We start from the raw sequence: 26436 nt of genomic DNA on the forward strand, positions 1-26436 counted from the left end.
GTACTGCAGGGGGGACCCTGTGGGAGAGTAGGACGCCGCCGAACAATCATTGTGGGAAAGCCCCGCACCTTCTGGTGCGGGGCTTTTCTGCGTTCACGGGCCGGTCGGGTGACCCGGTGCCGGGGTGGGCACGGCGCAACCGCTCAGCATCCCTTTCCTCCGTAATGTGGGTGCATGGGCTACGACCTTGTCATCTTCGACAACGACGGCGTGCTGGTGGACAGCGAGCCGCTCGCCAACAACGTCCTCGCCGGGTACCTGACCGAGCTGGGGCACCCGACCACCTACGAGGAGTCGGTCCGCGACTACATGGGGGCCTCCGTGCGCCGGGTGCACGAACTCGTCCTCGAGCGGAGCGGGCAGCGGCTGCCGGCGGACTTCGACGAGACCCTGCACGCGCGGATCTGCGCCGCGTTCGAGCAGGAACTGAAGCCCGTCCCCGGAGTGGAAGAGGTCCTCGGCGCGCTGACCGCCCACGGGATCGGGTACTGCCTGGTCTCCTCCAGCGGCCACGAACGGATCCGGGTCGGGCACCGGGTGGCCGGCCTCGACGGCTGGTTCGAAGAGGAATGGATCTTCAGCGCGGACGACGTGGGCCTCGGGAAGCCGGCCCCCGACCTCTACCTGCACGCCGCACGGCAGATGGGTGTCGAGCCCGCGCGGTGCGTCGTCGTCGAGGACAGCCCCCGCGGGGTCCGGGCCGCCGCGTCCGCAGGCATGGACGTGTACGGGTACACCGCGCTGCTGCCCGCGGACGAGCTCCCCGGAGCCACCGGGTACTTCGGCGACATGATGCAGCTCCCGCTGCTCCTGCAACTCCCCGTGTGATCTCTCTACCCACGGGTAGCCCCGGGGCCTACGCTGACCCGCCATGACGGATGATGTGCGGCTGCGCCGCGGCCGCGGTGCCCTGGGGTTCAGCTTCTTCGTGCAGGGCGTCACCTTCGCCCTGCTCGTCACCCGGATCCCGGCCATCCAGGACCGGTACGGGATATCCGACGGGCTGCTGCCCGTCTTCCTCGCCGCCGTCCCGGTCCTCGCGGGCGTGGCGAGCGTCGCCACCGAGCACCTGGTCAAACGGGTCGCGCCCAGTGTCGTACTGCGGTGGTCCCAGCCGCTGGTCCTGCTGTCCCTGCTCGGGGTGGGGGCCGGCGAGCGGCTGTGGCACGTGGCGGTGGCCCTGGGGGCGTTCGGGCTGTCGGTGGGGGCGCTGGACGCCTCGATGAACATGCTCGGGGTCAGCCTGCAGCGGGCGTACGGGCGCAGCATCATGCTGGGCTTCCACGCCGCGTACAGCCTGGGAGGGATCCTGGGGGCGTCGGCGGCCTGGTACGGGGCGCACGCGCACCTGGGGCTGTTCACCGGCTACCTCCCGGCCGTGGCCGTGCTGTTGCCGCTGGTGCTCCTGGGCAGCCGGACCTACGTCGACCGGGCCGACCGCACGGCGCCGGACGGTCTGCCGGAGAAGGGGCTGGGCGCCGGGGGGTTCGCGCTCCTGCTCCCGCTGTGCCTGGTGATGGCGTGCGCGTACATCGGGGACTCGACGGTGGCGAACTGGAGTGCCAAGTACCTCCAGGACGTGCTCGGGAGTTCGGAGCAGACGGCGACCGTCCCCTACAACGTCTACATGGTGACGACCCTCGTGGGGCGGGCCGTCGGGGACCTGGGCGTCCGGCGGTTCGGGGCCGTGGCCGTGGTGCGCGGCGGGACGCTGCTGGCCGCCTCGGGGTTCGCGGTCGTGGCGGCGGCGCCGGGGGTGTGGACGGGGATGCTCGGTTTCACGCTGCTGGGGATCGGGCTGTGCGTGATCGTGCCGCAGACCTTCGCGGCGGCGGGGCGGCTGTTCCCCGGGGCCTCCGACACGGCCGTCGCGCGGCTGAACATCTTCAACTACGTCGGGTTCCTCATCGGCTCGCCCCTCGTCGGCGCGATCGGTGACGCCTGGAGCTACCGGGGCGCGATGCTGGTGCCGATGGTCCTCGTGCTGATCACGCTGTTCCATGCCCGCTCGTTCGGGCCGCGGGAGGCCCGATACGGTGTCGACCATGAGCGGCGAGCCGGTGACCGGGCTGTTGATGTGGGACGAGGCGGTAACGGGGTATGACTTCGGACCGAGCCATCCGATGGACCCGGTGCGCCTGGCGCTGACCATGGGCCTGGTGCGCGCCTTCGGGCTGGACCGGGCGATGGAGGTGCGCGCGGCCCCCGCGGCCGGGGACTCGACGCTGAGGCTCGTCCACCGGGAGGACTACGTCGCCGCGGTGCGCGAGGTGTCGGCCGACCCCGGGGTCGCGGACGGGTCGTACGGGCTGGGCACGGTGGACGATCCGGCCTTCCGGGGGATGCACGAGGCGTCCGCGCTGATCGCGGGGCAGTCCGTGGCGGGCGCGGAGGCGATCTGGCGCGGCGAGGCCGAGCACGTGGTGAACTTCGCCGGCGGGCTGCACCACGCCATGCCGGGCGGGGCGGCCGGTTTCTGCGTGTACAACGACGCCTCGCTGGCCATCGCCCGGCTGCTGGAGCTGGGGGCGGAGCGGGTCGCGTACGTGGACGTGGACGTCCATCACGGGGACGGCGTGCAGGCGGCCTTCTGGGACGACCCGCGGGTGCTGACCGTCTCGCTGCACGAGCACCCGCGCACGCTCTTCCCGCAGACCGGCTGGCCGGAGGAGACGGGCGGTCCGGCGGCGGAGGGTTCTGCCGTGAACGTGGCGCTGCCGGCCGGTACCGGGGACGAGGGGTGGCTGCGGGCGTTCCACGCGACCGTGCCGGAGCTGCTGGCGGACTTCCGGCCGCAGGTGCTGGTGACCCAGCACGGGGCCGACACGCACTTCGAGGACCCCCTCGCCCACCTGGCGGTGTCCCTGGACGCCCAGCGGGCCGTGCAGGAGGCCTGTCACGGGCTGGCGCACAGTTGCGCGGACGGGCGGTGGCTGGCGCTGGGCGGCGGCGGGTACGCGGTGGTGGACGTCGTACCGCGGTCGTGGACGCATCTGGTGGCGATCGCCGCGCACCGGCCGGTGGATCCGCAGGCGGCGGTCCCCGCTTCGTGGCGCGACGAGGTGTACGCGCGGACGCGGCAGTTGGCGCCGGGGCGGATGACCGACGGGCGCAGTCCGTCGTGGCGGGGCTGGGACGCGGGCTACGACCCGGCGGACCGCACGGATCAGGCCGTTCTCGCCACGCGGCGGGCGGTCTTCCCGCTGCGCGGCATGCTGACCTGACAGCGGGGCGCGGGCCGTGATGCATCGTTACGCCAACTGTGGGGCTGTTCGCCGGAATTGATGACCCGACATATGTGTTGGGGGAGCATCGGAGGGTGTTGAGCACCGGCGCGCTGCGTGCGCATCTGCTGGCCGCCCGGTTGGCCGGGCCCGTCGCCACCTCCCGGGAGGAGAGCCTGCGGAGTTACCGGCTGTTCGCGGCGCGGGACCCGCGGGTGCTGCTGGGGCTGGATCCCGAGTGGGGCTGGGGCGAGGGTGACCTGCTGAGGCTGATGGCGGACAAGTGCGGTGTCTCGGCGGATCCTTCGCACGTCAGCGGGCCGGACGTGATCGATCCGGAGCGGACGGTGGCGGCGCTGGAGGCGTTCGCGGGGCGGTTGCGGGAGGCGGCGAGGGCGCGGTCGCACGTGCTGTTCGGGACGGGCCATCCGCATCGGCTCCTGGGCTTCTACGCCGGTTTGGCCGAGGCGATGTCGGCGGCGGGATGTGTTGTCCTCACCCCGGCGCAGGGGGTGTGTGTCGACATGGCGACCCGGTTCGGCGTACGCACGCACTGCATCGCCTACGTACGGGGGGTCGCACTGGTGCGGGAACCCGGCGTGCGGGCGCCGGGGAGTGCGACCGGCGTGCACAGTCATTCGCCCCTGCCGGTTCGGGTGGCCCTGGGGGCCCTCGCGGAGGCCGGCGAGCCGCTCCCGGACCTGGTGGTGGGCGACCACGGATGGGTCTGCGGCGCAGGTCAGCTCGGCGTCGAGGCGATCGGGCTGGCCGACACGGACGATCCCGCGCTGTTCGTCGGGGAGGCCGAGGGGCGGGTGTCGGTGGCCGTTCCGCTTGATGACGCCGTGCGATCGGACTACTACCATCCGCTTGCCCGGTACGTGTTGGGCCGGGCGAGTCTGACGGGGCGACAGGAGTGGCCGTAGCTCCTCTTCCCCACTCGTATCACGCGCCCCTACTCTGGGGAGTGAGCGTGCGACGACGAGGAGTAACCGGAGGGGAAGCCGGTGCCCGTCATGCGCGGAAGGTCAAGGTGTGTCATGGCTGCTGGCGAGAGGCCTCTCAGTGAGGTTCAGTTCCTGACCGTGGCGGAGGTCGCCTCGGTGATGCGAGTGTCGAAGATGACCGTGTACCGGCTGGTGCACAACGGTCATCTGCCCGCAATCCGGGTGGGCCGGTCCTTCCGGGTCCCCGAGAACGCGGTCCACGAGTACCTCCGAGAGTCCTATGTGGGGGTGGAGTCGGCCTGAGACTGACGGGTCCTGACGCCTTCGTAACCCCTCGGAAGCACTCGGATTACGGGCTCGGAGCTTGGGCGGGTAGGCTAGGCCGACGTAGGTCGTGTGGGCCCAGACGCCCCGCACCAGTGAAGAGAAGTGAGCGAGGGTAGTCGTGGGCTCTGTTATCAAGAAGCGGCGCAAGCGGATGGCTAAGAAGAAGCACCGCAAGCTGCTCAAGCGCACCCGCGTCCAGCGCCGTAACAAGAAGTAAACGGCAGCTGTACGTGTTCTCCGCAGCCCCTCCACCATTCTTGGTGGAGGGGCTGCGGTGCAGCCGGGTACTTCTTCGAGGGAGGCGCTGAGCTCGTGGGGAAGGTCGTACTCGTCACCGGGGCTGCCCGGCAGCTGGGCGGCCGCTTCGTGCGCCGTATCCAGCGCGACCCGGAGGTCGAGCGGGTGATCGCGGTGGACGCCGTGGCGCCGCCGCACCGGCTGGGGTCGGCGGAGTTCGTCCGGACGGACATCCGGCAGTCGTCGATCGCCAGGGTCCTGGCCGAGCACGCGGTGGACACGGTGGTCCATCTGGCCGTCACCGGCGGCCGGCCGGTCGCGGGCGGCGCGCACAGCGCCGTCAAGGAGACCAACGTCATCGGGACGATGCAGCTCCTCGGTGCCTGCCAGAAGTCGCCGACGGTACGGCGGCTCGTGGTGAAGTCCAGTACCAGCGTGTACGGGGGCACCCCGCGGGATCCGGCCGTCTTCACGGAGACCACGCAGCCGAAGTCGCTGCCGTCGGGCGGCTTCGCCAAGGACGCCGCCGAGGTCGAGGGTTACGTACGGGGCTTCGCGCGCCGGCGGCCGGACGTGGCGGTGTGCGTGCTGCGGTTCGCGAACATCCTGGGGCCCTTCGCCGATTCGGCGCTCGCCGAGTACTTCTCCATGCCCGTGATGCCGACCGTGCTGGGCTACGACCCGCGGCTGCAGTTCGTGCACGAGGACGACGTGCTGGAGGTGCTGCGGCTGGCCGCGCAGGAGCCCCGGCGCGGCACGCTGAACAGCGGGACCTTCAACATCGCGGGTGACGGCGTGCTGCTGCTGTCGCAGTGCTCGCGGCGGCTGGGGCGGCCCACGCTGCCGCTGCTGCTGCCCGCGCTCACCTGGGTGGGGTCCGCACTGCGGGCGGTCGGGGTCACCGACTTCTCGCCCGAGCAGATGAGGCTGCTCACGCACGGCCGGGTCGTGGAGACCACGCAGATGCGGGAGGTCCTCGGCTTCGAGCCGCTCTACACGACCACCGAGACCTTCGCGGACTTCGCACGGAGCCGTGGCAACGGCCTGCTGCCGCCCGAGCGGGTCGGGCGGGCCGTGGACCGGGTGGCGGCCATGCTGGACGCGGACGGCCCGCAGGACGACGTCGACACGGTTGAGGGAGCGAGACGATAGTGGCGGACGCCAAGGTCATTCCGTTCGACGAGGACCGGCCGCGCCGGCGGATGCCCCGCCGGGTGCGGTCGGTGCCCGCGGCCGAGCAGGTCGCGCAGGAACCGGCGGCGCAGGAGCCGGTCGCTCCCGCGCCGGAGCCGGCCCCCGCGGAGCGCGGTGACGGCTGGGACCGGCGGATCGCCGGCGGCCTGGCGTTCCTGCGCCGACGGGTCACCGGGGAGTACGAGGTCGACGACTTCGGCTACGACAAGGAGCTGACGGACCAGGTCCTGATGTCCCTGATGCGGCCGCTGTACGACAAGTACTTCCGGGTCGAGGTCAAGGGCATCGAGAACATCCCGGCGAAGGGCGGCGCGCTGATCGTGGCGAACCACTCCGGGACGCTGCCCCTGGACGGGCTGATGCTCCAGGTGGCGGTGCACGACCACCACCCCGCGGAGCGCCACCTGCGGCTGCTGGCGGCGGACCTGGTGTTCATGCTGCCGGTGGTCAACGAGCTGGCCCGCAAGGCGGGGCACACCCTGGCGTGCGCGGAGGACGCGCAGCGGCTGCTGGAGGCCGGAGAGCTGGTCGGTGTCATGCCGGAGGGCTTCAAGGGGATAGGGAAGCCGTTCGGGGACCGGTACAAGCTCCAGCGGTTCGGGCGCGGCGGGTTCGTGTCGACGGCGCTGCGGGCGGGCACGCCGATCGTGCCCTGCTCGATCGTGGGGGCTGAGGAGATCTACCCCATGGTCGGGAACGCGAAGACGCTGGCACGGCTGCTGGGGATCCCGTACTTCCCGATCACGCCCACCTTCCCGTGGCTGGGGCCGCTGGGGGCGGTGCCGCTGCCGACGAAGTGGACGATCCAGTTCGGTGAGCCGATCCCGACCGACGGGTACGCCGCGGAGGCGGCGGAGGACCCGATGCTGATGTTCAACTTGACGGACCAGGTGCGGGAGCAGATCCAGCACACGCTCTACAAGCTGCTGGTGCAGCGCAGGTCGGTGTTCTTCTGACGGTGGTGGGCCGGGCCTGCACGGCCCGGCCCACCACCCTTCTCCGCCGGCGTCCCTACTCCGCGTCCTCCACGCCGAGGCCCAGGCCCGGGAGGAGACCCGGGAGCAGGGGCGGGAGGGTGATCTCCGGCTTCGGGTTCTCCGGGGTGCCCGCGGAGGGCTGCGCCGACTGCCCCGCGGGCGGGTTGAGCAGGTCGCCCGTACCGCCCAGGAGGCCGCCGTCGGCCGGAGGCCGGGTGCTGCCCGAGGGGGACGGCGCGGGGCTGCTGCCGGACGGCGTGCCCGCCGCGGGGCTGGACTGCTTGGCACCGCCGGGCGTTTCCGGCTTGGCGGGGGAGCCCGACGAGCCGGTACCGCCGCGGGTCTGCTCGGGCGGCTTGGGGAGCAGGCTCTGGAGCGGCGCCACGTCCTCGTCTATGGCCTGGAAGACCGAGTCCACTTCGCCGCCGACGTCGGTGAGCTGCACGGGCAGCTTCTCGCGCAGCTTGCCCCACGCGTCGCGGTGGGAGCGGGAGAACGACGACAGCGTCTGGATCGGGCCGAGGGAGCCGTCCCGGTCGTACGCGGCCTGGAGGAGGCGGTGGCCCTCCTCCGCGTCGTGCTTGACGCCCGAGAGCGCCCGCCGGATCGCGCCCAGGGACTCGTGGTCCAGGGTGCCCGTCCGGCCCCGCTCCATCAGCCGGCGGGCCTCCGACAGGCGGTTGGAGGCCCGGTCGAGATAGAGCTCTCCGCGCTCGGCGTCGTCGTCGGCCATGCCCAGCTTCAGGTCCTCCATGCCCCGCTTCACGGGGTAGAGGTGGTCACCGGGCAGGGCGTCGGAACTGGCAGCGGCCACTCCGCTGAAGGCCCCCGCGGCCACACCCACGGTGAGGCCGCCCGCTGCGATGCCCTTGGACCAGCGGGAGCGGGGCCGCAATTTCCGGAGCGGGGTCGCCCGGTGGGCGCCGCGGCCGGTCCGCTGCTCGGGCACCAGAGGGTCCGAGGCGGCACCGCCCCCGGCCCTCTCCTCCAGCACCATGGCCTCCATGGCGGCAACGAGCTGCGCCCGCTGCACCACTTTGACCTCGGGGTCCAGCACTGGGCGCGGCATCCGTTCGCCGAGCACGCTCGCCAGGGCCAACAACCGGTCGTGGTCAGCAGGTTCGGCAGGTGCCTCGGACTGCTCGGCCGCCGGGTCCGGTTCCGAAAGGTCGGATGGGGTCCGATCCTCCAGGGCCTGGGCGAAGGCGTTCGCCCGCCGGTGCGGGGTCACGTTCGCGATCACTGGCGGCACCTCCTCTCGTCATGACGATCGACTCCCCAAGGTGTCCGGAAGGTTGCCTTCCTTGAGCACATCCACACTTTCGAGTGAGCGGCTTCGGGCAGGGCGTGTCCACAGGGAGCCTGCATTCCGCACAACGAGCGTCGCGGCAGTTGGGTTACGGACGAAGGATGATCGGACCACAGCGTCATCGAGGGGTCACCGGATGTGAGGTCGGGTTCGTGTTGTCTGGACGGGTCCGTCAGCGGGCGTCTTCGGGGAGGAGGCGGGCCAATGTGCGGACGGCCCGGTACTGGAGCGTCTTGATGGCGCCCTCGTTCTTCCCCATCACCCGGGCCGTCTCGGCGACCGAGAGGCCCTGCAGGAAGCGCAGGGTCACGCACTCCTGCTGCTGCGGATTCAGCTTCCGTACGGCTTCCAGCAGGGCCGCGTTGGAAAGGGACTCCAGGACGGAGTCCTCGGGGCTGCGCTCCACCTCGTTGGCGTCGAGCATCTCCCCGGTGGTCACCTCCAGCCTGAAGCGGCTGGACTTGAAGTGGTCCGCCACCAGGTTGCGGGCGATCGTCACGAGCCAGGCGCCGAAGTCGCGGCCCTGCCAGGTGAAGGTGGAGATGCGGCGCAGGGCGCGCAGGAAGGTCTCGCTGGTGAGATCCTCCGCGGTCGCCTTGCCGCCGACGCGGTAGTAGATGTAGCGGTAGACCGTGTCGCTGTACTGGTCGTACAGGCGGCCGAAGGCCTCGGCCTCTCCGGCCTGGGCGCGCTCGACCAGGTCCATCATGCGGGCCTGGTCGCTGTCCGCCAGGGGGCGGCGGGGGGCGGCCTGGGTGCTCGTGCCGGCTGCGCCGTTCGAGCCGCCGGCCGCCGAGCGGCCTCGTCTGCCCACCGTCGCCCCGCCGTCGGTCAGGGCGTAGCAGGGACCGGCCGGGCCGAGGCCGGCAGGAACCGCGGCGGCGAAGGCGGGGGCGGTGTACGCGGTGGGGACGAAGCCGCGCAGGTGGTCGAGGACCGTTGCGCGCAGCTGAGCCAGGCCCGAGGCGTCAACCCCGACAGGTGGGTACACGGGACTCCCAGAGGCAGAGCTTCCATCACGTGCAGTGCGGGACCGTTCACCCGTCGTGGCGACAGATGGCCGGTGGCATGCGTTTGAGGAGAATAACGCTTCGTACAGGCAGCGCTACACCCAGTTGCTCAAATCACCGGTTCCGACACTTCTGTTGCGTGTCGAGGGCATATTCAGTCGCGGTTGGTGATCGATTCTTGATCGCTTGGGTGCGCGGAATGGACGCTTCACAGGGGCCCCGCGACCGAGTCGGGCAGGGCGGAGTGCCGCGCCCGGGGCGCGGGTAGAGGTGAGCGAATGCCCGAGGCCGGGTGCGGGAGCGGCGCCGGCGGCCGTGGGTGCGGCGCGGGCGCGGTGTGGCCTGGGCCTGGGCCGGGAGCGGCTACTTGCGGCGTCGGTGCAGGGCGATGGCGGCGGCCGCGCCGCCCGCGATCGCGCCGACTCCGGCCGCCGCCGGGACGCCGACCTTCACGGCCTTGCGGCCGGTCCGATAGTCGCGCAGCCGCCAGTCGTTGGTCCGGGCATGCTTGCGCAGTTTTGTGTCGGGATTGATCGCGTACGGATGTCCGACCAGTGACAGCATCGGGATGTCGTTGTGCGAATCGCTGTAGGCGGCGCAGCGTTCGAGTTCGAGGCCCTCGGCGGCGGCGAGGGCGCGGACCGCCTCGGCCTTGGCGGGCCCGTGCAGCGGCTCGCCGACCAGCCGGCCGGTGTAGACGCCGTCGACGGACTCGGCGACGGTGCCCAGGGCGCCGGTCAGGCCGAGGCGCCGGGCGATGATCGTGGCCGTCTCCACCGGGGCGGCGGTGACCAGCCAGACCTTCTGGCCGGCGTCGAGGTGGGCCTGGGCCAGGGCGCGGGTGCCGGGCCAGATCCGCTCGGCCATGTACTCGTCGTAGATCTCCTCGCCGATCGCCATCAGCTCGGAGACCTTGTGGCCCTTGACGATGGACAGGGCGCTGTCGCGGGCGTCCTGCATGTGCTCGGGGTCCTCGACCCCGGCGAGCCGGAACCAGGCCTGCTGCCAGGCGAAGCGGGCGAGTTCGCGGCGCCGGAAGAACTCGCGCTTGTAGAGGCCGCGGCCGAAGTGGAAGATCGCGGCGCCCTGCATGACGGTGTTGTCGAGGTCGAAGAAGGCGGCGGCGAGGTCGTCCCCGGCGACGGGGAAGGCGGGCTCGGCGGGACCTTCTTCCGTTTCCCGTTCTTCGAGGAGGCCGAGGTCGGCTTCGTCCGCCTCGGCTTCGGTGAGCTGGTCGGCTCCGGCCTGCGCGGTCTTGCGGGCGGCTTCGGCCGAGGCCTCGCCTGCCAGCACGCTGCGTGCGGTGGCGGAGCGCCTACGAGGGGGGAGCCATCCGAGAGCGGCCATGACGCGAGCATAGCCACTGTGTTCGGGAGTTCCCGAACCGGTGGGAAACGGAGGCGTTAACTCTTCGCGACGCCACCGGGCGCGGCGGGAGGGCTCGTCGGGCTGCCGGGCGGGACGGCAGGGCGGATACGGCGGGGCGGATACGGCGGTGCGAGGCGGCGGGGTGGGTCGGGCGGGCGCGGGAGAATGGGGACATGAGCCCTTTGTTGCGCCGTAAAGAGAAGAAGAGCCCCGGCGAGCGGATGGTGACGCTCATCGGGAAGCCGGGGTGCCACCTGTGCGAAGAGGCCGAGGAGGTCGTCGCGAAGGTGTGCGCCGAGACCGGTGCGCAGTGGGAGAAGAAGGACATCTCGCAGGACGAGGAGCTCTACCGGCTCCACTGGGAGCAGATTCCGGTGGTCCTGGTTGACGGCGAGCAGCACACCTTCTGGAGGGTGAACCCCGACCGGCTCCGGCGGGCATTGGGAGGCTGACCCTCCTCCCGGTTACCATCATGGGCGATTTGTGGGGTCTGGGGGCGTATCTGTGAGGAGTGTGCACGGTTTTGCCCCCTTTGGTATTTGAACGGGTTCGGCGTGCCGTCGGTTCCGGGATTGCGTGCCGATGTCGCGTGACCCCGGTCACTTTGGTCGGACAAAGCGGACACAATCTTTGTGCACGCGTTCACAAAGGCATAGCCTGCTGTCGACGGGGCGGTCCTGGGACAAGAGGCCGCCTGCAGCCCCGCTCATCCCGCAGGAGCATCGTGGCAACTGGCCGAACTCACCGACCGGCGACCCGCAGCCGAGGTATTCCCGAGGCCACTGTCGCCCGGCTTCCGCTGTACTTGCGTGCCCTGACCGCGCTCTCCGAGCGATCGGTCCCCACGGTGTCGTCCGAGGAGCTCGCGGCCGCGGCCGGAGTCAACTCCGCCAAGCTGCGCAAGGACTTCTCGTACCTGGGTTCCTACGGCACCCGCGGCGTCGGCTACGACGTCGAGTACCTCGTCTACCAGATCTCCCGTGAGCTCGGCCTGACCCAGGACTGGCCGGTAGTGATCGTCGGCATCGGTAACCTCGGCGCCGCCCTCGCCAACTACGGCGGCTTCTCCGCGCGCGGCTTCCGCGTCGCGGCCCTCATCGACGCCGACCCGGCGATGGCCGGCAAGCCGGTCGCCGGCATGTCCGTGCAGCACACCGACGACCTTGAGAAGATCATCGAGGAGAACGGCGTCTCCATCGGCGTCATCGCGACGCCCGCCGGCGCCGCCCAGCAGGTCAGCGAGCGGCTGATCGCGGCCGGGGTCACCTCCATCCTGAACTTCGCCCCCACCGTGCTGTCCGTGCCCGACGGCGTGGACGTGCGCAAGGTCGACCTCTCCATCGAGCTCCAGATCCTCGCCTTCCACGAGCAGCGCAAGGCCGGCGAGGAGGCCGCCGCGGCCGCCTCCGAGCCCGGCTCCGCCGTGGGCGGCGCCGCACCCGCCGCGGCCGTCGTGCCGCCGGCCGGGCGCACCGCCGCCGAAGCGCGCAAGGGCGGCCCCGAGGGTGACGTCCCGGCGGTGATGCCGGCATGAGCCTGCTCGTCGTCGGGCTGAGCCACCGCAGCGCACCCGTGAGCGTGCTGGAGCGCGCCTCGCTGTCGGCCGACGCCAAGACCAAGCTGCTGCACGACACCCTCGCCGCCGAGCCGGCGACGGAGGCGACGGTCCTCGCCACGTGCAACCGCATCGAGCTGTACGCGGACGTGGACAAGTTCCACGCCGGCGTCGCCGAGCTGTCCACGCTGCTCGCCCAGCACAGCGGTGTCGCGCTGGAGGAGCTCACCCCGTACCTGTACGTGCACTACGAGGACCGGGCGGTGCACCACCTGTTCTCGGTGGCGTGCGGACTGGACTCGATGGTCGTGGGCGAGGGGCAGATCCTCGGCCAGATCAAGGACGCCCTCGCGCTGGGCCAGGAGCTGCACTCCGCCGGCCGGCTGATCAACGACCTCTTCCAGCAGGCGCTGCGGGTCGGCAAGCGGGCGCACTCGGAGACCGGGATCGACCGCGCCGGCCAGTCGCTGGTGACCTTCGGGCTGGAGCAGCTCGCGGTGCGCACGCCGGTCGCCGAGTGGGCCCTCGGCAAGCGGGCCCTGGTGATCGGCGCAGGGTCGATGTCCTCGCTGGCGGCGGCGACCCTCGCGCGGGTCGGCGTCGCCGAGATCGCCGTGGCCAACCGGACCGCGGAACGGGCCGAGCGCCTCGCGGAGATTCTGGTTGCCTCGGGCACCGGGGTCACCGCGCGCGCCATCCCGATGGCCGAGGTCGCCGATGAGCTGACACGAGTCGACGTGGTGGTGTCCTGCACCGGGGCCACCGGGCTCGTACTGACCGCCGACGACGTGCTCGCCGCCGTGTCCTGGGGCGCGGGCGGGCTCGCGCCGGCGGAGCGGGAGGAACGGGGCTCCGCCCCGGACCCCGCGCCCCAGGCGCCGGCGGGGCCGGACGTGGCCGGGCTGGACACCGGCGTGCTCGCCCGGCTGGTGGCCGCCGCCGAGGCCGGCGGACGGCTCGCCGACGCCGGAGCCGCGCGGACCATCAGCGCCCCCGTGGACGCCGACGCCGACGGGTGCCCCGTGGGCCTCGACGGACGCTCCGCGCTGACCGGGGTCGACGCCAACTCCCTCGAACTGCACGGGACCTGGGCCGACCAGGGCGAGGCCGCCGCACAGCGCCAGCCCCGCAGGAGCGCCCGTACGCACACCGACGCGACCACCGTCCGGCTCGCGCTGCTCGACCTGGCCATGCCCAGGGACATCGACGCGGCCGTGCACCGGATCCCGGGCGTGCGGCTCGTGGACATCGAGTCCCTCGCCGAAGCCTCCGCCGACGCCCCGATGGCGGCCGACGTCGACGCCGTACGCGGCATCGTCGTCCAGGAGGTCGCCACCTTCGGCGCGGCGCAGCGGGCCGCCCACATCACGCCCACCGTCGTCGCCCTTCGGGCCATGGCGGCCGAGGTCGTGGCCATGGAAGTGGCCCGCCTCGACGGGCGGCTCCCCGACCTCGACGAGCGACAGCGCGCCGAAGTCACCCAGACCGTGCGCCGCGTCGTGGACAAGCTCCTCCACGCGCCGACCGTGCGCGTCAAGCAGCTCGCGAGCGAGCCCGGCGGCGCCGGGTACGCCGAAGCGCTGCGCGAACTCTTCGACCTCGACCCTCAGACGGTTGCTTCCGTCAGCCGGGCGGACGCGGCCGATCCGAAGAACGACGACGACCCAGGACGGGCATCATGAACACACGTCCCGACCAGCCGCTGCGGCTCGGTACGCGGCGGAGCAAGCTGGCCATGTCCCAGTCGGGGCACGTCGCCGACGCGGTCCGGGCGATCACCGGCCGGCCCGTCGAGCTCGTGGAGATCACGACCTACGGCGACGTCTCGCGCGAGCACCTCGCCCAGATCGGCGGCACCGGCGTGTTCGTCACCGCCCTGCGCGACGCGCTGCTGCGCGGCGAGGTCGACTTCGCCGTGCACTCGCTGAAGGACCTGCCGACCACGCAGCCCGACGACCTCGTCATCGCGGCCATGCCCCGGCGCGAGGACGCCCGCGACGCGCTCGTCGCCCGCGACGGCCTGACCTTCGAGCAGCTGCCCGACGGCGCCCGCATCGGTACCGGCTCGCCGCGGCGCACCGCCCAGCTCAACCACCTGGCGCGCTCGCTCGGCAAGCGGATCGAGACCGTCCCGATCCGCGGCAACGTCGACACCCGTATCGGATTCGTCCGCGACGGCGAACTCGACGCCGTCGTCCTGGCGGCCGCCGGCCTGAACCGGATCGGCCGCGGTGACGAAGCCACCGACCTGCTGTCCGTCGACAGCATCCTCCCCGCCCCCGGCCAGGGAGCCCTGGCCGTGGAGTGCCCCGCGTCCTCCACGGACCTCATCGCCGCGCTCGGACGGCTCGACGACCCGCACACCCGGGCCGCCGTGACCGCGGAGCGTTCTCTGCTCGCCGCCCTGGAGGCCGGCTGCAGCGCACCCGTGGGCGCGTTCGCCGACCTGCTGGCCGACGGACGGATTGTCAATGAAATGCGCCTGCGCGGCGTCGTCGGAACCCTCGACGGCTCGACGCTGGTGCAGCTGTCCACCACCGGTCCCGTGCCCCAGTCGTACGACGAGGCCATGGCGCTCGGCCGCGAACTCGCGGACGAGATGCTGGCCAAGGGCGCGGCCGGTCTGATGGGGGAGCGATCGCTTTGAACCCCTCAAGTCCGACCACCTCCGCTTTTCCGGCCGTCGCCGCCCACGGACGCGTCACCTTCCTCGGTGCCGGCCCGGGCGACCCGGGTCTGCTGACGCTGCGCGCCGTCGAGGCGCTCGCCGCCGCGGACGTACTGATCGCGGAGCCCGAGGTGCTCGAGGTCGTACGGACGCATGCGCGCGCGGGTGTCGACACGCCGCAGCTGACGGTAGCTGACGAAGTGTCAGCAGCCGCCGGGGTCCCGGTGATCCGGGACGCGGCCAATCTTGTCATGGAGGCCGCACGCTCCGGCAGGCGGGTCGTGCGTGCCGTCACGGGCGACCCCGGACTCGACGGCAACGCCGCCGAGGAGATGCTCGCGTGCGCGACGGAGGGGATCCCCTTCGAGGTGGTGCCCGGCGTCGCGACCGCCGTCGGCGTGCCCGCGTACGCCGGTGTCCCGCTGCGCGACAAGCAGGGCGCGGACGTGCGGTTCGTCGACGCGAAGACCGCCTCGGCACGCTGCTGGAGCGAGGTCGGCACCAGCGACGGCACCCTCGTCGTCTCCGCGACCCTGGAGACCGTCCCGGCCGCCGCGGCCGAGCTGGTGAGCGCCGGGCGCAAGCCCGACACCCCGCTGACCGTGACGGTCTCCGGCACGACGACGCGGCAGCGGACCTGGTGCGCGACCCTCGGCACGATCGCCCAGGTGTTCAAGCAGGGCAAGGTCCTGCCCTCGCCCGAGGGCGGCCGCTCCGTCATATGCGTGGTCGGCGAGCACGGCGCCGCCGCGCGCCGCGAGGACCTGTCCTGGTTCGAGTCGAAGCCGCTGTTCGGCTGGCGCGTCCTCGTACCGCGCACGAAGGAACAGGCCGCATCGCTCTCCGACCAGCTGCGTTCCTACGGTGCGGTGCCGCACGAGGTGCCGACGATCGCCGTGGAGCCGCCGCGCACCCCGCAGCAGATGGAGCGCGCGGTGAAGGGGCTGGTGACGGGCCGCTACGAGTGGATCGCCTTCACCTCGGTCAACGCCGTCAAGGCCGTCCGCGAGAAGTTCGAGGAGTACGGGCTCGACGCGCGCGCCTTCGCGGGCATCAAGGTCGCCGCGGTCGGCGAGCAGACGGCGGCCGCGCTGGTCGAGTTCGGCGTCAAGCCCGACCTGGTGCCGAGCGGCGAGCAGTCCGCGGCCGGGCTGCTGGAGGACTGGCCGCCGTACGACCCGGTCTTCGACCCGATCGACCGCGTCTTCCTGCCGCGGGCCGACATCGCCACGGAGACACTGGTCGCCGGGCTGATCGAGCTCGGGTGGGAGGTCGACGACGTCACCGCCTACCGGACCGTGCGCGCGTCGCCGCCGCCGGCGGACACGCGCGAGGCGATCAAGGGCGGCGGCTTCGACGCCGTTCTCTTCACCTCGTCCTCCACCGTCCGCAACCTGGTCGGCATCGCGGGCAAGCCGCACAACGTGACGGTCATCGCCTGTATCGGGCCGGCAACGGCCAAGACCGCCGAGGAGCACGGCCTGCGGGTCGACGTCCTCTCCCCCGAGCCGTCGGTGTCCAAGCTCGCGGAGGCCCTCGCCGAGTACGGCGCGGCACGCCGCGAGGCGGCCAAGGAGGCCGGCGAGACGGTGTTCCGCCCGAGCGAGCGCCGGCCGGGCGCGCGCAGGCGTCGCACGACGTGAGCGGCTTAGGCGGCCGGACACGGTCCGACGAAACGGTCGAGGGGCCCGGGTGCACACGCACCCGGGCCCCTCGCGTCGCTCCGGCCGCGGTAATCCCGTTGTGCGGTGAGCCCCCGCCCGGAAAGGATCACCGCCGGACCGCACGGGAGACGGGGGAGCGGATGACGGACGAGGACGCCCGCCTGGCGGCGGCGGTACGGGCGGGGGACTTCCCGGAGGTCCACGCCCTGCTGTGGACGGGGGCGGACCCCGAAACGGTGGGGGAGGACGGTCTGCCGGTGCTGTGCACCGCGGTGGCCGCACACGACGAGGAGACCGTCCGGGCCCTGCTGCGGGCCGGATCCCGCCCGGACACCACCGGCGCGCAGGGACTGCCGGTGCTGTGCACGGCGGTGGCCGCCTTCGCCCACCGGATCACCGAGGCCCTCGTGGAAGCCGGCGCCGACCCGGACCGGGTGCTGCCGGACGGCACGACACCCCTGCTGCGGGCCGTCGAGGGCGGCTCCCCGGCCACCGTCACGGCGCTGCTGTGGTCCAGGGACCTCCAGGAGCCGGAACTGCGGCTGGCACAGCCGGAGCGCGAGCGGCTGCTCGCCGCCGCCCGCCACTGGTACGGGACGGGAGCGGAAGCGGAACTGCGCCGCCGGACCGGGGACGCCGGCCCGGCCACGACGTCCACGGTCGGCGACGAGTGGTGCGAGGTCGAGCAGATCACGCTCGGCGGGCGGACCGTCCGAGCCGGACACGGCGCCGTCCTGACCACCCTGGAGTCGGTGTTCGCGGCCCCGGCCCCGCTGACGGAACTGGTGGCCCGCGCCGTCCGGCACCCTGATCCCCGGCACGTGGACTGGGCAGCGTCCCGGGCCGAACTGGGAGCACGCCTCGACGAGGGAGCCCGGGAGCTGGTCACCGCCCTGCACCGCCACCCGTCCGCCGCCCACCGGCGCTTCGCCGCCGACTGTCTGGCGTCCTGGCAGTTCGGCCTGAACCGCGCGGCGTACCCGCACCACGAGGAGGACCGTGATCTCCTCGCCGCCTGGGCGGAGACGGAGACGGATCCCGAGGCTCTCGCCGAGGTCCTGTGGGCCCTCGCCGAAAACGAAGAGGAACACCCCCGGCTGGAGGCCCTCGGCCTGCGGTACGCCGACCACCCCGACCCGCGGGTGCGACGCAAGGCGACCGACTGCCTCTGGTGGCACGACCGGCCCCTGACGGCCGGGGCCACCGCCGCACTGCGCGCCCTGACGCAGGACCCGGACGACGAGGTCCGCTTCGACGCCGCCCGGATCCTGCTCGGGGGAGAGGGCGGAACGCCGGACGAGCTCCGTGCCGTCGTACGCGACCTGGTGCGCGACCCGCACAGCCCGGTGCGCGGCGCGGCGGCGGAGGCCCTGGCCGAGTCCGACGACCGCACGGCCGACGCCACGGCGCTGTTGCTGGCCGTCCTGGACAGCGACGACCGCATCGTGCGCCTGATCGGCGCCTACGGCCTGGCCCTGCGGGACGACCCGTACACGCCGCAGGCGTACGCGCGGGTCGAGGAACTCGGCCCCATATACCGGCCCGACCACCGGGCGAACGCGTTCGAGGACTGGCGCCGGCGCAACGAGCCGCCGGTCTAGGTGAAGGGAACCCGGTCCGGGCGGCAGACCGTGCCGGGAGGCGGAAGCGTCCCGTCGACGAGGTAGCGGCTCTCGTACGCGCTGATGCAGCTGCTGGCGTTGTTGAACAGCGCGGTGTGCCCGTACCCGTCGTTCGTGAGCAGGCGGGCGTCCGCCAGCTCACGGGCCATGGCCTCGGCACCCGCGTAGGGCGTGGAGGGGTCGTACCGGGTCCCGATCACCAGGACGGGACGGGCGGTGGGCTTGTCCCACGGGCCGTCGTACCCGGCGGCCGACCGGGCCGGCCAGGCGGCGCAGGCCTCCGCCGCCCACGTCCAGAAGCGTCCCGCGTCGCCGGCCCGCCGGGCGCTGTCCTCCTCCAGACCCCGGTAGGCGGCGGGGTCGCGCGGATTGGGGCTGTCGGAGCACCACACGGCCGCCGCCTGTTCGTCGCCGAGGTACGGGTTCGGCTCCGCCACCGGGGGCGGCGGCGGATACACGGCGGGCTTCGGGGCACGGCCCTGCGACAGCTCCTGCAGCCGGCCGGCGAGGGCGGGCCAGCCGCCGACGATGTAGAGGCCCTGCACCGTGTCGGCGACCGTCCTGGCGTACGTCCACGGGCCCACCGGCTGCTCCCGGAGCTGCTGCATCAGCCGGTCGAACTTCTCGCGGGTGGCCTGGGGACTGCCCGCGGAGAAGGCGCAGCGGGTCGCGGGCGCCGCTCCGCAGAGGGTGAGGAACCGGTCCAGGGTGGCGGCGGCGGTGCGGTCCGAGCCCATGCGCAGGAAGGTGGTGGTGCGCGGCTCGCCCTGCGAGTTGCCGTTCGTCCAGGCCTGCGGGTCGATGTTGCTGTCGAGGACCATGGCGCGGACATTGCCGGGGAAGAGGTTGGCGTAGGTGGCTCCCAGGATGGTCCCGTAGGAGACGCCGAGGTAGTTCAGCCGCGGTTCGCCCACCGACCGGCGGAGCAGGTCGAGGTCCCGGGCGGTGTCGGCGGTGGACACGTGGCGCAGCAGGTCCGGGTCGCGCTTCTCGCAGAGCCGGCCGAGCTCCTCGTAGGCGTCGGTCCAGGCCTTGCGCTCCTGCGCGCCGACGGGGAAGCCGCCGGGTGGGCGGGCCGCCCAGGCCTTGGCCTCCTCGGCGGTGTCGAAGCAGTTCACGGCGGTGCTGTTGCCGATCCCGCGCGGGTCCCAGCTGACGATGTCGAACCGCTCCCGCACTTCCTTCGGGAAGGCGTCGTAGTTCTGCGGCACCTGCACGGTCCCGGGGCCCCCGGGCCCGCCGGGGTTCACGAAGAGCGTGCCGACGCGCCGGCCGGGATCGGTGGCCTTCCGCCGGACGACCGCCAGGTCGATGGTGCGGCCCGCGGGGGCGGCGTGGTCGAGCGGCACCTTCGCGGTGGCGCAGTCCCACGGGCTGCCGGGCTTGCAGGGACTCCAGTCCAGCCGCGGAACGCCGCTCACCTGTGGTGACGGAGAAGGGGGCGCGCCGCTTGCGGCGGCGGGCCCGGGCCCGGTGAGCAGCGCCGAACAAGCCAGCGCCGCGGTGAGGACCGCCGCACGGCGCCGACGGCGAGGTGTGGGACCTGGTGCGGACATCCGCCCTCCTCCGACGCGGCGAGGGCACGATGTACTCACGCCTCTGCCACCACGAAACCGCGGATCGCCGAGGCGCGCGACCGGAGGCTCAGGAACGCACCCAGCGGGTCAGACCGGCCCAGGCGGCGGGGGCGAGCGCGAGCACGGGCCCGTCGCTGACCTTGGAGTCCCGAACGTGCACCTGTTCGGCGGGGCAGGTGGCAACCTCTACGCAGGCCCCGCCTTCGTCACCGCTGTAGGAGGACTTCCGCCAGGCGAAGGCGGCCTCCAGGCACTGGCCGCCCTCGTCGCTGCTGTAGCTGGACTTGAACCACTTCAGTGGGGTGCTCATGTCTCTCCTGCCAGCCGGTCCAACAGGTCCTTCGTCTCCGCGAAGTTGAGGGCCTGTGACCGCAGCATCGCATACTTCTGGGAGAGGATGCTGACCTCGTTCGGGTCCCTGACGAGAATGCTTCCGCGCTGGGTTTCCGAGTAGGCGAGCTGCTGGAACTCGGGTGTCTCCAGCAGGGTGAAGGGGCCTGCGAGGCCCGCGTGGGCGGTGAGCCCGAGGGGCAGCACCTGGAGGGAGATGGCCGGGCGGTCGGCGCAGGCGCGCAGGTGCCGGATCTGCTCCCGGTAGACCTCGTCCCCGCCGATCCGGTCCCGCAGGGCCGCCTCCCAGATCACGAAGCTGAGGGTGGGCGGGACGGCGCGGCGCAGGATCTCCTGGCGCTTCATCCGGTGAGCGGTCTGCAGCTCTATCTTCGCCTCCCCGACGAAGGGGACGCGGCAGCCGAGTACCGCACGGGCGTAGGCCTCGGTCTGGAGCAGACCCGGAACGGTCATCGTGTCGAACCAGGACAGCGCCAGGGCCTCCGCCTCCCGCTCCATGTACTCCTCCGCCCAGGCCGGGACCATGTCCACCTCCGGGAGGCGGTTCGCCACGACGGACAGGAGGCCGGGCAGGCCCAGGGCGCGGTCCATCCTCTCGGCGACGTTCGGCATCAGGACCCGTCGGCCCTGCTCGATCGAGGCGATGGTCTCGACGTCCAGGTGCAGGGTCTCCGCGAAGGCGCGCTGGGTCAGTCCTCCGGCGATGCGGGCGGCGGCGACCAGGGCGCCGACCATCTTCATGGCGGTCTCGTTGGGCCGCGGCCTCTTGCGTACTGGCATGTCCGTTGAACTCCCCGCCTCGGCGCGCGAGATACCCGTACCAACCCGTACTCCTCAAGGAGTACGGGTTGCTCTTCTCCTCCACGCTAGTGACGCAGGGCGACGATGGCGGGGTGAACGTGGATATCCAACCGGCCCTGCTGCGCGAGCGGTTCTACCCGCGCAGCCGCCAGACCGTGCGCCCTGCCAGGCAGTTCGCGGCAGAGACACTTCACGCGTGGGGTGTCACATGCCGCCACGACGACGTGTTGCTCTGCGTGAGCGAGCTGGCGACCAACGCCCTGCTGCACGGCGTGCTGCCCGGCCGCGGCTACCGGCTGCGGATGCTGCGCTACGACGGCGCCGTACGGGTCGAGGTCCACGACAGCGGCGGCGGCCGGCCGCGGATCGCGGGCCGGGACCCGGGCGCCGAGGGCGGGCGCGGGTTGCTGCTGGTGGCGGCGGTCGCGGACCGGTGGGGGATCGGGGCACGCGTACCGGGCAAGGCGGTGTGGTGCGAGTTCGCCGTCGGGCCGGCGGGGGCGGTCGGCGCGGGCGGGCCCGGTGACGGGCTCTAGGGGGTGTCTTGTCGATCAGGCCGGATCAGGGAGCGGCGGAGGGCGCCGTGGATCGCAAGGCGGACGAGGGAGGCGACGCGGAGCGTCGTCGAGTGAGGACAACGCCGCGAGGCGCGGCGCCCTCCGCCGCGAGCCCGGCATGATCGGCGAGGCACCCCCTAGGCTTGGTGCGACTGCTGTCGAAGCTCGAAGAGGCGACTGAAGATGAGCGCGTACGGATCCTTCCCCGGTTCGCGGCCCCGCCGGCTGCGCACCACCCCGGCGATGCGGCGCATGGTCGCGGAGAACCGGCTGCACCCCTCGGACCTGATCCTCCCGGCCTTCGTACGCGAGGGCATCAGCGAGCCCCTCCCCATCTCGGCGATGCCGGGCGTGGTCCAGCACACCCGTGACACCCTGCGGAAGGCGGCGGTCGAGGCGGTCGAGGCGGGCGTCGCGGGGATCATGCTCTTCGGCGTCCCGGCGGACGAGAACAAGGACGCGCTCGGCACGGCCGGCACCGAGCCGGACGGCATCCTGCAGGTCGCGATCCGCGACGTGAAGGCCGAGGTCGGCGACGACCTCGTGATCATGTCGGACCTGTGCCTGGACGAGTACACCGACCACGGCCACTGCGGCGTCCTCGACGAGAACGGGCGCGTCGACAACGACGCGACGCTGGAGCGCTACGCCGAGATGGCGCAGGTCCAGGCCGACGCGGGCGTCCACGTCGTGGGTCCCAGCGGAATGATGGACGGTCAGGTCGGTGTCATCCGAGACGCCCTCGACGAGACCGGGCACGAGGACGTGTCGATCCTCGCCTACACGGCGAAGTACACCTCCGCCTTCTACGGCCCCTTCCGCGAGGCCGTCGCCTCCTCCCTCCAGGGCGACCGCAAGACGTACCAGCAGGACCCGGCCAACGCCCGCGAGTCCCTGCGGGAGCTGGCCCTCGACCTGGAGGAGGGCGCGGACATGGTGATGGTCAAGCCGGCCGGCCCCTACCTCGACATCCTGTACCGGGTCGCGCAGGCGGTGGACGTACCGGTGGCGGCGTACCAGATCAGCGGCGAGTTCGCGATGATCGAGGCGGCCGCGGAGAAGGGCTGGATCGAGCGGGACCGGGCCATCCTGGAGACCCTGCTGGGCATCAAGCGCGCGGGCGCGGACACGATCCTCACCTACTGGGCCACCGAGGTGGCGGGCTGGCTCCGCGAGACCCGCTGACGGCTCTCCCTGAGGGCCCCTACGGCCAGTCGACGAGACCGTGGAAGACCATGAAGTCGACGACGACGGCGACCGGGGCGATCACGGCCGGCCACACCCTGGCGGCGGCATTGCGCCGCTGCCAGGGCAGTGCCCACGCGGTGAGCAGTACGACCAGGGCCACCAGCAGGCCGAACCCGAAGACGGGGAACGCGACGCCGTAGGAGGCGTCGAACCGGTCGCTCACCTCGCCTCCGCACGCGTCGCAGGCCATCGGGGCCAGCCCGACGAAGAAGAACGCGACGGCCGCCATCGGCAGCGTCAGCAGGGTGGAGACGAGCGGCGCGACGAAGGCACGCGGATGGCGGGCCGTGTCCGGGGGCTGGGTCATGGCCCCAGTGAACTCCGCCGGAACAGCCCGAGCATGAGTGCCCGTACTCAGGCTCGCGGCTCGATGAGCTGCGTTCTCGTAGGCACAGGTGCGCACTTGCCAGAGTGATGACCGTGACCCGTTCCGAGTTGGATGACGAGCTGACCCGATTCCTTCAGGGCTCGACCTCGCCGTCATGGTCCGTGAGAGCAGCCCCGGGACGGGGTCTGGCAGCCGTTGCGGAGATTCCCGAAGCACTGGGCTTGGCGTCGACATCGGATGCGGACGGCGACGTGAGCAGGGAAGCCCGCAGGATTCTCGAACCCCAGCGGTGACCTGCCACGCGGTCGACGTGCCGGTCAGCCGCGGCGGGAGCCGATCGGCCGGTGCGGGGCGGCTCCGGGTGCGCGGGGGGCTCGTAGCTCCGCTCGCGCCCGTGGCGGCGCGGGCGCACCCTGGAGGGATAGGTGACCCCTGGAGGTGATGCACCATGGCCACGCTCGTCGGGTGGCATGTGGAGCTCGAATTCACCGAGGAGGGCCACCGCACCAGTGCGGCGGCCCTGGTAAGGCTCGGGGACGGCTCCGAGATCAGGGCGCGGGGCTATGCCTTGCGTCACCCCTCCGACCCGGAACAGATGAGGGTCGGGGAAGAGATCGCGGGCGCTCGTGCGCTCATGGATCTCGCGCAGCAGATGCTGCAGAAGGCCCACTCGGAGATCGACGAGGCGACGGGCCGTCATTCCTACCCGCTCAACCGCTGAGCGGACGGGCGGACCACCGGCCCGCTGAGGGGCTCCCGACGGAGCCGCTCAGCGGGTCCTGCTGCGGAACAGGACGCCCGCCAGGGTCATGGCCACGGCGGTGATGCCCGCGCACCAGGTCAGGGCCGTCCAGGGGGCGCTTCCCGCGGGCTGCGCGAGGAGCAGCGCGCGCAGGGACTCGATCACCGGGGTCAGCGGCTGGTGCTCGGCGAAGCCGTGCAGCCAGCCGGGCATGGTCTCGATGGGGACGAAGGCGCTGGACGGGTAGGGCAGGAACATCATCAGGAAGGTGAAGCCACCCGCCGCTTCCGGGGTCTTGGCGAGCAGGCCGAGTACGGCGGCCAGCCACGAGATCGCCGTGATGTACGCCAGCAGCAGGCCGGCGGCGGCGAGGTAGGCGGCCGGGCCGGCCTGGGGCCGGAAGCCGATGGCGAGGGCGACGGCGAGGACGAGGGTGGTGGAGAGCAGGTTGCGCAGGACGGAGGCGGCGACGTGTCCGGCCAGGATGGGGATGCCGCCGATGTCGAGGGTGCGGAAGCGGTCGATGACGCCGGTCCGCATGTCGTCGGCGACGCTGACGGCGGTGGAGGCCGCGCCGAAGCCCGCGCAGAGCAGCATGGCGCCGGGGACCACGTACGTCACGTACTGCGTCCCGGTGTCGATGGCCCCGCCGAAGAAGTAGACGAAGATCAGCATCAGCATCACGGGCAGCATCAGGGCGGCGATCAGGGCGTCCGGGCTGCGGCGGCTGATGCGCAGGCTGCGGCCGGCCAGGGCGAGGGCGCTCGCGGGTGCGGCGGTGGTCATCGGTCAGCTCCCGTCAGGGTGAGGAACACGTCGTCGAGGGTGGCGGTGCGGACGGCGAAGCGGTCCACGGCGGTGCGGTCCGGGTCGAGTTCGTCGAGGAGGGCGCGGACGTGGGCGGCGCTCCCGTCGGTGGTGACGCCGAGGGTGAGGTCGTCCGGGGCGAGGTGGACGGCGCGCGGGGCGAGGGCCTCGTAGGCGGCCCGGGTGGTGAGGGTGAGATCCAGGCGGTGGCCGGCGACGCGCGCCTTGAGCTCGGCGGGCGTCCCCTCGGCGGCGATCCGCCCGTCGGCGAGGACGGCGACGCGGTCGGCGAGCCGGTCGGCCTCCTCCAGGTACTGGGTGGTGAGCAGGACGGTCGTGCCGTCGGCGCGCAGTTCCCGTACGAGTTCCCACAGGTCCTGGCGGCTGCGCGGGTCGAGGCCGGTGGTCGGTTCGTCGAGGAAGATCACCTCGGGGCGGGAGACGAGGCTCGCGGCGAGGTCGAGGCGGCGTCGCATGCCGCCCGAGTACGTCTTGGCCGTGCGCGCGGCGGCGTCGGTGAGTCCGAAGCGGTCGAGCAGCTCGTCGGCGCGGGCGCGGGCGGCGCGCGGGGCGAGCCCGCAGAGCCGGCCCATCATGCGGAGCGTTTCGGCGCCGGTCTGGAGGTCGTCGACGGCGGCGAACTGGCCCGTGAGGCTGATGCGTTCGCGGACGAGGGCCCGCTCGGTGACGGTGTGGTGGCCGGCGACGCGGGCGGTGCCCGCGTCGGGGGCGGTGAGGGTGGCGAGGATCCGGACGGTGGTGGTCTTCCCCGCGCCGTTGGGGCCCAGGAGGGCGAGGACGCTGCCGCTGGGGACGGCGAGGTCGATGCCGTCGAGGACGCGGACGTCGCCGTAGGTCTTGGTCAGCCCGGTGGCGTGGATACCGAGGGTGCCGGTGGGGTGGACGGCGGTGGCGGTGCCCGTGCCGGTGGCGCCGGAGAGGTGTCCGGAGGCGTGCGTGGTCATGAGGGATGGTGCTCCCTTCTCCCTCTTCTGCGTATGCCTTACGCTCTTCTGTGTAAGTAATACACAGAACTAGGATGGGGGTCAATCGAGGAGTGGGCGGTCATGGCGGACGAGGACGACGAGGGCGGCGAGGGCGGCGAGGGCGGCGGGACCGGGCTTCCGGCCAGCCTGGAAATGGCCTGGGGCCTCCGCGAACGCCCCGGCAAGGGGCCGCGCCCCACGCTCACGCTGCCGCGCATCGTGGAGACGGCCGTGACGCTGGCCGCCGGTGAGGGGATGGACGCCGTCTCCATGGGCCGGGTGGCCAAGGAGCTGGGCGTCTCGACGATGTCCCTCTACCGGTACGTCACGGCGAAGGAAGAGCTCTACATCCTGATGTCGGACGCGGGCGTCGGGGCCCCGCCGGCACTGCCGCCCGAGGCGGACGGGTGGGGCTGGCGCGAGCTGCTGTCGCAGTGGGCCTTCGACCAGCGGGCGGTGCTCATGGCCAACCCGTGGATCCTGCGCATCCCGATCACCGGGGCGCCGGTCAGCCCGAACCAGCTGGCCTGGATGGAACGCGGGCTGGCGGCGCTGGCGGACACGGGGCTGGGGGAGGGCGAGAAGATCTCGACGATCATCCTCATCGGCGGCCTGGTCCGTAACGAGGCGACGATGGCCGCCGACATGATGGACGCCATCGTGAAGTCCGGCGTCTCGCCGGACCAGGTGCTGGGCCAGTACGTGCGCACGCTGCGGCTGATGACCGGCCCGGACACGCACCCGGCCGTGACGCGACTGCTGGAGTCGGACGCGTTCACGGGCTCGGACGAGCCGGACTTCCAGTTCCGCTTCGGCCTGAACCGCATCCTGGACGGCCTGGCGACGCGCGTCGCGAGCGGGCGGACGGACGGCGACCCGGGCCCGGGGCCGGGGCCGGGGCCGAGGCCGGGCGGGGTGTGAGGGGGCGGGGCTCGGG

The 26436-nt window shown here is 72.4% G+C and carries 27 protein-coding genes; 18 read left to right on the top strand and 9 right to left on the bottom strand.

Going from position 1 to position 26436, the window contains the following annotated elements; translation table 11 throughout:
• Positions 1-174 precede the first annotated feature (174 nt).
• From IG86_RS0136245 to IG86_RS0136275, 8 genes are all read left to right on the top strand, one after another.
• Positions 175-828, top strand: a complete 654-nt coding sequence (locus IG86_RS0136245) for an HAD family hydrolase (protein ID WP_030665194.1) — start codon at positions 175-177, stop codon at positions 826-828.
• Positions 829-871: 43 nt separating this feature from the next.
• Positions 872-2104, top strand: a complete 1233-nt coding sequence (locus tag IG86_RS0136250) for an MFS transporter (protein ID WP_030902538.1) — start codon at positions 872-874, stop codon at positions 2102-2104.
• Positions 2076-3224 (top strand): acetoin utilization protein AcuC, encoded by a 1149-nt coding sequence (locus IG86_RS0136255; protein ID WP_037849909.1) that lies wholly within the window; start codon positions 2076-2078, stop codon positions 3222-3224. The genes IG86_RS0136250 and IG86_RS0136255 overlap by 29 nt, the downstream gene beginning before the upstream one ends.
• Before the next feature lie 95 nt (positions 3225-3319).
• Entirely contained in the window at positions 3320-4150 is an 831-nt protein-coding gene (locus tag IG86_RS0136260) for a phosphatase (RefSeq protein WP_030833455.1), read from the top strand.
• Positions 4151-4264: 114 nt separating this feature from the next.
• The gene (locus IG86_RS0136265) at positions 4265-4474 is read left to right on the top strand and encodes a helix-turn-helix domain-containing protein (RefSeq protein ID WP_008738568.1); all 210 of its coding nucleotides are present in this window, start codon (positions 4265-4267) and stop codon (positions 4472-4474) included.
• A 142-nt stretch (positions 4475-4616) separates the two neighbouring features.
• Complete coding sequence (locus IG86_RS41900) at positions 4617-4715, top strand: 30S ribosomal protein bS22 (protein WP_003948845.1); 99 nt, start codon at positions 4617-4619, stop codon at positions 4713-4715.
• A 95-nt stretch (positions 4716-4810) separates the two neighbouring features.
• Positions 4811-5887, top strand: a complete 1077-nt coding sequence (locus tag IG86_RS0136270) for an NAD-dependent epimerase/dehydratase family protein (protein WP_030833458.1) — start codon at positions 4811-4813, stop codon at positions 5885-5887.
• The gene (locus tag IG86_RS0136275; RefSeq protein WP_030833461.1) at positions 5887-6885 is read left to right on the top strand and encodes a lysophospholipid acyltransferase family protein; all 999 of its coding nucleotides are present in this window, start codon (positions 5887-5889) and stop codon (positions 6883-6885) included. The genes IG86_RS0136270 and IG86_RS0136275 overlap by 1 nt, the downstream gene beginning before the upstream one ends.
• 55 nt (positions 6886-6940) lie before the next feature.
• Here the strand turns inward: IG86_RS0136275 and IG86_RS0136280 are convergent, their stop codons facing one another.
• From IG86_RS0136280 to IG86_RS0136290, 3 genes are all read right to left on the bottom strand, one after another.
• Positions 6941-8149, bottom strand: coding sequence for a DUF5667 domain-containing protein (locus tag IG86_RS0136280; RefSeq protein WP_030833464.1), 1209 nt, complete (start codon positions 8147-8149; stop codon positions 6941-6943).
• A gap of 238 nt (positions 8150-8387) precedes the next feature.
• The gene (locus IG86_RS0136285) at positions 8388-9206 is read right to left on the bottom strand and encodes an ECF subfamily RNA polymerase sigma factor, BldN family (RefSeq protein WP_030833467.1); all 819 of its coding nucleotides are present in this window, start codon (positions 9204-9206) and stop codon (positions 8388-8390) included.
• 382 nt (positions 9207-9588) lie between these two features.
• The gene (locus IG86_RS0136290; protein WP_030833470.1) at positions 9589-10572 is read right to left on the bottom strand and encodes an HAD family hydrolase; all 984 of its coding nucleotides are present in this window, start codon (positions 10570-10572) and stop codon (positions 9589-9591) included.
• Between the two features lie 194 nt (positions 10573-10766).
• Here IG86_RS0136290 and IG86_RS0136295 point away from each other — a divergent pair, with 194 nt between their 5' ends.
• The 6 genes from IG86_RS0136295 to IG86_RS0136320 all read left to right on the top strand — a co-directional run bounded on the left by IG86_RS0136295 (position 10767) and on the right by IG86_RS0136320 (position 18081).
• Positions 10767-11045 (top strand): glutaredoxin family protein, encoded by a 279-nt coding sequence (locus IG86_RS0136295; RefSeq protein WP_030665221.1) that lies wholly within the window; start codon positions 10767-10769, stop codon positions 11043-11045.
• A gap of 272 nt (positions 11046-11317) precedes the next feature.
• A complete protein-coding gene (locus IG86_RS0136300; RefSeq protein ID WP_030833473.1) occupies positions 11318-12127 on the top strand; it encodes a redox-sensing transcriptional repressor Rex in 810 nt (269 codons plus the stop codon).
• Positions 12124-13830: a glutamyl-tRNA reductase gene (locus tag IG86_RS0136305; RefSeq protein ID WP_030902542.1), complete on the top strand. Its 1707-nt coding sequence runs from the start codon at positions 12124-12126 to the stop codon at positions 13828-13830. Before IG86_RS0136300 ends, IG86_RS0136305 begins: the two co-directional genes overlap by 4 nt.
• The gene (gene hemC, locus IG86_RS0136310; RefSeq protein ID WP_030665231.1) at positions 13827-14795 is read left to right on the top strand and encodes a hydroxymethylbilane synthase; all 969 of its coding nucleotides are present in this window, start codon (positions 13827-13829) and stop codon (positions 14793-14795) included. Before IG86_RS0136305 ends, hemC begins: the two co-directional genes overlap by 4 nt.
• Positions 14792-16459: a bifunctional uroporphyrinogen-III C-methyltransferase/uroporphyrinogen-III synthase gene (locus IG86_RS0136315; protein WP_030833481.1), complete on the top strand. Its 1668-nt coding sequence runs from the start codon at positions 14792-14794 to the stop codon at positions 16457-16459. The genes hemC and IG86_RS0136315 overlap by 4 nt, the downstream gene beginning before the upstream one ends.
• Positions 16460-16620: 161 nt before the next feature.
• The gene (locus tag IG86_RS0136320) at positions 16621-18081 is read left to right on the top strand and encodes a HEAT repeat domain-containing protein (RefSeq protein WP_051785610.1); all 1461 of its coding nucleotides are present in this window, start codon (positions 16621-16623) and stop codon (positions 18079-18081) included.
• Here the strand turns inward: IG86_RS0136320 and IG86_RS0136325 are convergent.
• The 3 genes from IG86_RS0136325 to IG86_RS0136335 all read right to left on the bottom strand — a co-directional run bounded on the left by IG86_RS0136325 (position 18078) and on the right by IG86_RS0136335 (position 20810).
• Positions 18078-19658, bottom strand: coding sequence for an alpha/beta hydrolase (locus IG86_RS0136325; RefSeq protein WP_030902545.1), 1581 nt, complete (start codon positions 19656-19658; stop codon positions 18078-18080). The two genes, IG86_RS0136320 and IG86_RS0136325, sit on opposite strands and share 4 nt — an antisense overlap.
• 88 nt (positions 19659-19746) lie before the next feature.
• A complete protein-coding gene (locus tag IG86_RS0136330) occupies positions 19747-19989 on the bottom strand; it encodes a DUF397 domain-containing protein (RefSeq protein WP_030902548.1) in 243 nt (80 codons plus the stop codon).
• Positions 19986-20810 carry a helix-turn-helix domain-containing protein gene (locus tag IG86_RS0136335; RefSeq protein WP_030902550.1) on the bottom strand — a complete coding sequence of 275 codons (825 nt, stop codon included), beginning with the start codon at positions 20808-20810 and terminating at the stop codon, positions 19986-19988. Before IG86_RS0136335 ends, IG86_RS0136330 begins: the two co-directional genes overlap by 4 nt.
• 113 nt (positions 20811-20923) lie before the next feature.
• Here IG86_RS0136335 and IG86_RS0136340 point away from each other — a divergent pair, with 113 nt between their 5' ends.
• Together IG86_RS0136340 and hemB are read left to right on the top strand one after the other, a co-directional pair.
• Positions 20924-21367, top strand: coding sequence for an ATP-binding protein (locus IG86_RS0136340; RefSeq protein ID WP_051785613.1), 444 nt, complete (start codon positions 20924-20926; stop codon positions 21365-21367).
• A gap of 204 nt (positions 21368-21571) precedes the next feature.
• Positions 21572-22573, top strand: a complete 1002-nt coding sequence (hemB, locus tag IG86_RS0136345) for a porphobilinogen synthase (protein ID WP_030665252.1) — start codon at positions 21572-21574, stop codon at positions 22571-22573.
• 19 nt (positions 22574-22592) lie between these two features.
• Here hemB and IG86_RS0136350 read toward each other — a convergent pair whose 3' ends face one another.
• The gene (locus tag IG86_RS0136350; protein ID WP_030902554.1) at positions 22593-22943 is read right to left on the bottom strand and encodes a hypothetical protein; all 351 of its coding nucleotides are present in this window, start codon (positions 22941-22943) and stop codon (positions 22593-22595) included.
• Positions 22944-23412: 469 nt separating this feature from the next.
• Between IG86_RS0136350 and IG86_RS0136355 the strand changes: the two genes are divergently transcribed.
• Entirely contained in the window at positions 23413-23685 is a 273-nt protein-coding gene (locus IG86_RS0136355; RefSeq protein WP_030027023.1) for a DUF1876 domain-containing protein, read from the top strand.
• 48 nt (positions 23686-23733) lie between these two features.
• Here IG86_RS0136355 and IG86_RS0136360 read toward each other — a convergent pair whose 3' ends face one another.
• Together IG86_RS0136360 and IG86_RS0136365 are read right to left on the bottom strand one after the other, a co-directional pair.
• The gene (locus IG86_RS0136360; protein ID WP_030833507.1) at positions 23734-24492 is read right to left on the bottom strand and encodes an ABC transporter permease; all 759 of its coding nucleotides are present in this window, start codon (positions 24490-24492) and stop codon (positions 23734-23736) included.
• Entirely contained in the window at positions 24489-25478 is a 990-nt protein-coding gene (locus IG86_RS0136365) for a daunorubicin resistance protein DrrA family ABC transporter ATP-binding protein (RefSeq protein WP_037849906.1), read from the bottom strand. The genes IG86_RS0136360 and IG86_RS0136365 overlap by 4 nt, the downstream gene beginning before the upstream one ends.
• Before the next feature lie 102 nt (positions 25479-25580).
• On the opposite strand from IG86_RS0136365, the gene IG86_RS0136370 reads away from it, so the two are divergent.
• Positions 25581-26420, top strand: a complete 840-nt coding sequence (locus tag IG86_RS0136370) for a TetR/AcrR family transcriptional regulator (protein WP_051785612.1) — start codon at positions 25581-25583, stop codon at positions 26418-26420.
• Positions 26421-26436 lie beyond the last annotated feature (16 nt).

The sequence above is a fragment of the Streptomyces virginiae genome, assembly GCF_000720455.1.
In the GTDB taxonomy this organism is placed as follows: Bacteria; Actinomycetota; Actinomycetes; order Streptomycetales; family Streptomycetaceae; genus Streptomyces; species Streptomyces virginiae.

Coding starts and splice junctions, on each gene's coding strand:
- IG86_RS0136245 (WP_030665194.1), top strand. CDS start 175: ATGGGCTACGACCTTGTCATCTTCGACAACGACGGCGTGCTGGTGGAC.
- IG86_RS0136250 (WP_030902538.1), top strand. CDS start 872: ATGACGGATGATGTGCGGCTGCGCCGCGGCCGCGGTGCCCTGGGGTTC.
- IG86_RS0136255 (WP_037849909.1), top strand. CDS start 2,076: ATGTGGGACGAGGCGGTAACGGGGTATGACTTCGGACCGAGCCATCCG.
- IG86_RS0136265 (WP_008738568.1), top strand. CDS start 4,265: ATGGCTGCTGGCGAGAGGCCTCTCAGTGAGGTTCAGTTCCTGACCGTG.
- IG86_RS0136290 (WP_030833470.1), bottom strand. CDS start 10,572: ATGGCCGCTCTCGGATGGCTCCCCCCTCGTAGGCGCTCCGCCACCGCA.
- IG86_RS0136295 (WP_030665221.1), top strand. CDS start 10,767: ATGAGCCCTTTGTTGCGCCGTAAAGAGAAGAAGAGCCCCGGCGAGCGG.
- IG86_RS0136305 (WP_030902542.1), top strand. CDS start 12,124: ATGAGCCTGCTCGTCGTCGGGCTGAGCCACCGCAGCGCACCCGTGAGC.
- hemC (WP_030665231.1), top strand. CDS start 13,827: ATGAACACACGTCCCGACCAGCCGCTGCGGCTCGGTACGCGGCGGAGC.
- IG86_RS0136320 (WP_051785610.1), top strand. CDS start 16,621: ATGACGGACGAGGACGCCCGCCTGGCGGCGGCGGTACGGGCGGGGGAC.
- IG86_RS0136325 (WP_030902545.1), bottom strand. CDS start 19,658: ATGTCCGCACCAGGTCCCACACCTCGCCGTCGGCGCCGTGCGGCGGTC.
- IG86_RS0136330 (WP_030902548.1), bottom strand. CDS start 19,989: ATGAGCACCCCACTGAAGTGGTTCAAGTCCAGCTACAGCAGCGACGAG.
- IG86_RS0136335 (WP_030902550.1), bottom strand. CDS start 20,810: ATGCCAGTACGCAAGAGGCCGCGGCCCAACGAGACCGCCATGAAGATG.
- hemB (WP_030665252.1), top strand. CDS start 21,572: ATGAGCGCGTACGGATCCTTCCCCGGTTCGCGGCCCCGCCGGCTGCGC.
- IG86_RS0136350 (WP_030902554.1), bottom strand. CDS start 22,943: ATGACCCAGCCCCCGGACACGGCCCGCCATCCGCGTGCCTTCGTCGCG.
- IG86_RS0136355 (WP_030027023.1), top strand. CDS start 23,413: ATGGCCACGCTCGTCGGGTGGCATGTGGAGCTCGAATTCACCGAGGAG.
- IG86_RS0136360 (WP_030833507.1), bottom strand. CDS start 24,492: ATGACCACCGCCGCACCCGCGAGCGCCCTCGCCCTGGCCGGCCGCAGC.
- IG86_RS0136365 (WP_037849906.1), bottom strand. CDS start 25,478: ATGACCACGCACGCCTCCGGACACCTCTCCGGCGCCACCGGCACGGGC.
- IG86_RS0136370 (WP_051785612.1), top strand. CDS start 25,581: ATGGCGGACGAGGACGACGAGGGCGGCGAGGGCGGCGAGGGCGGCGGG.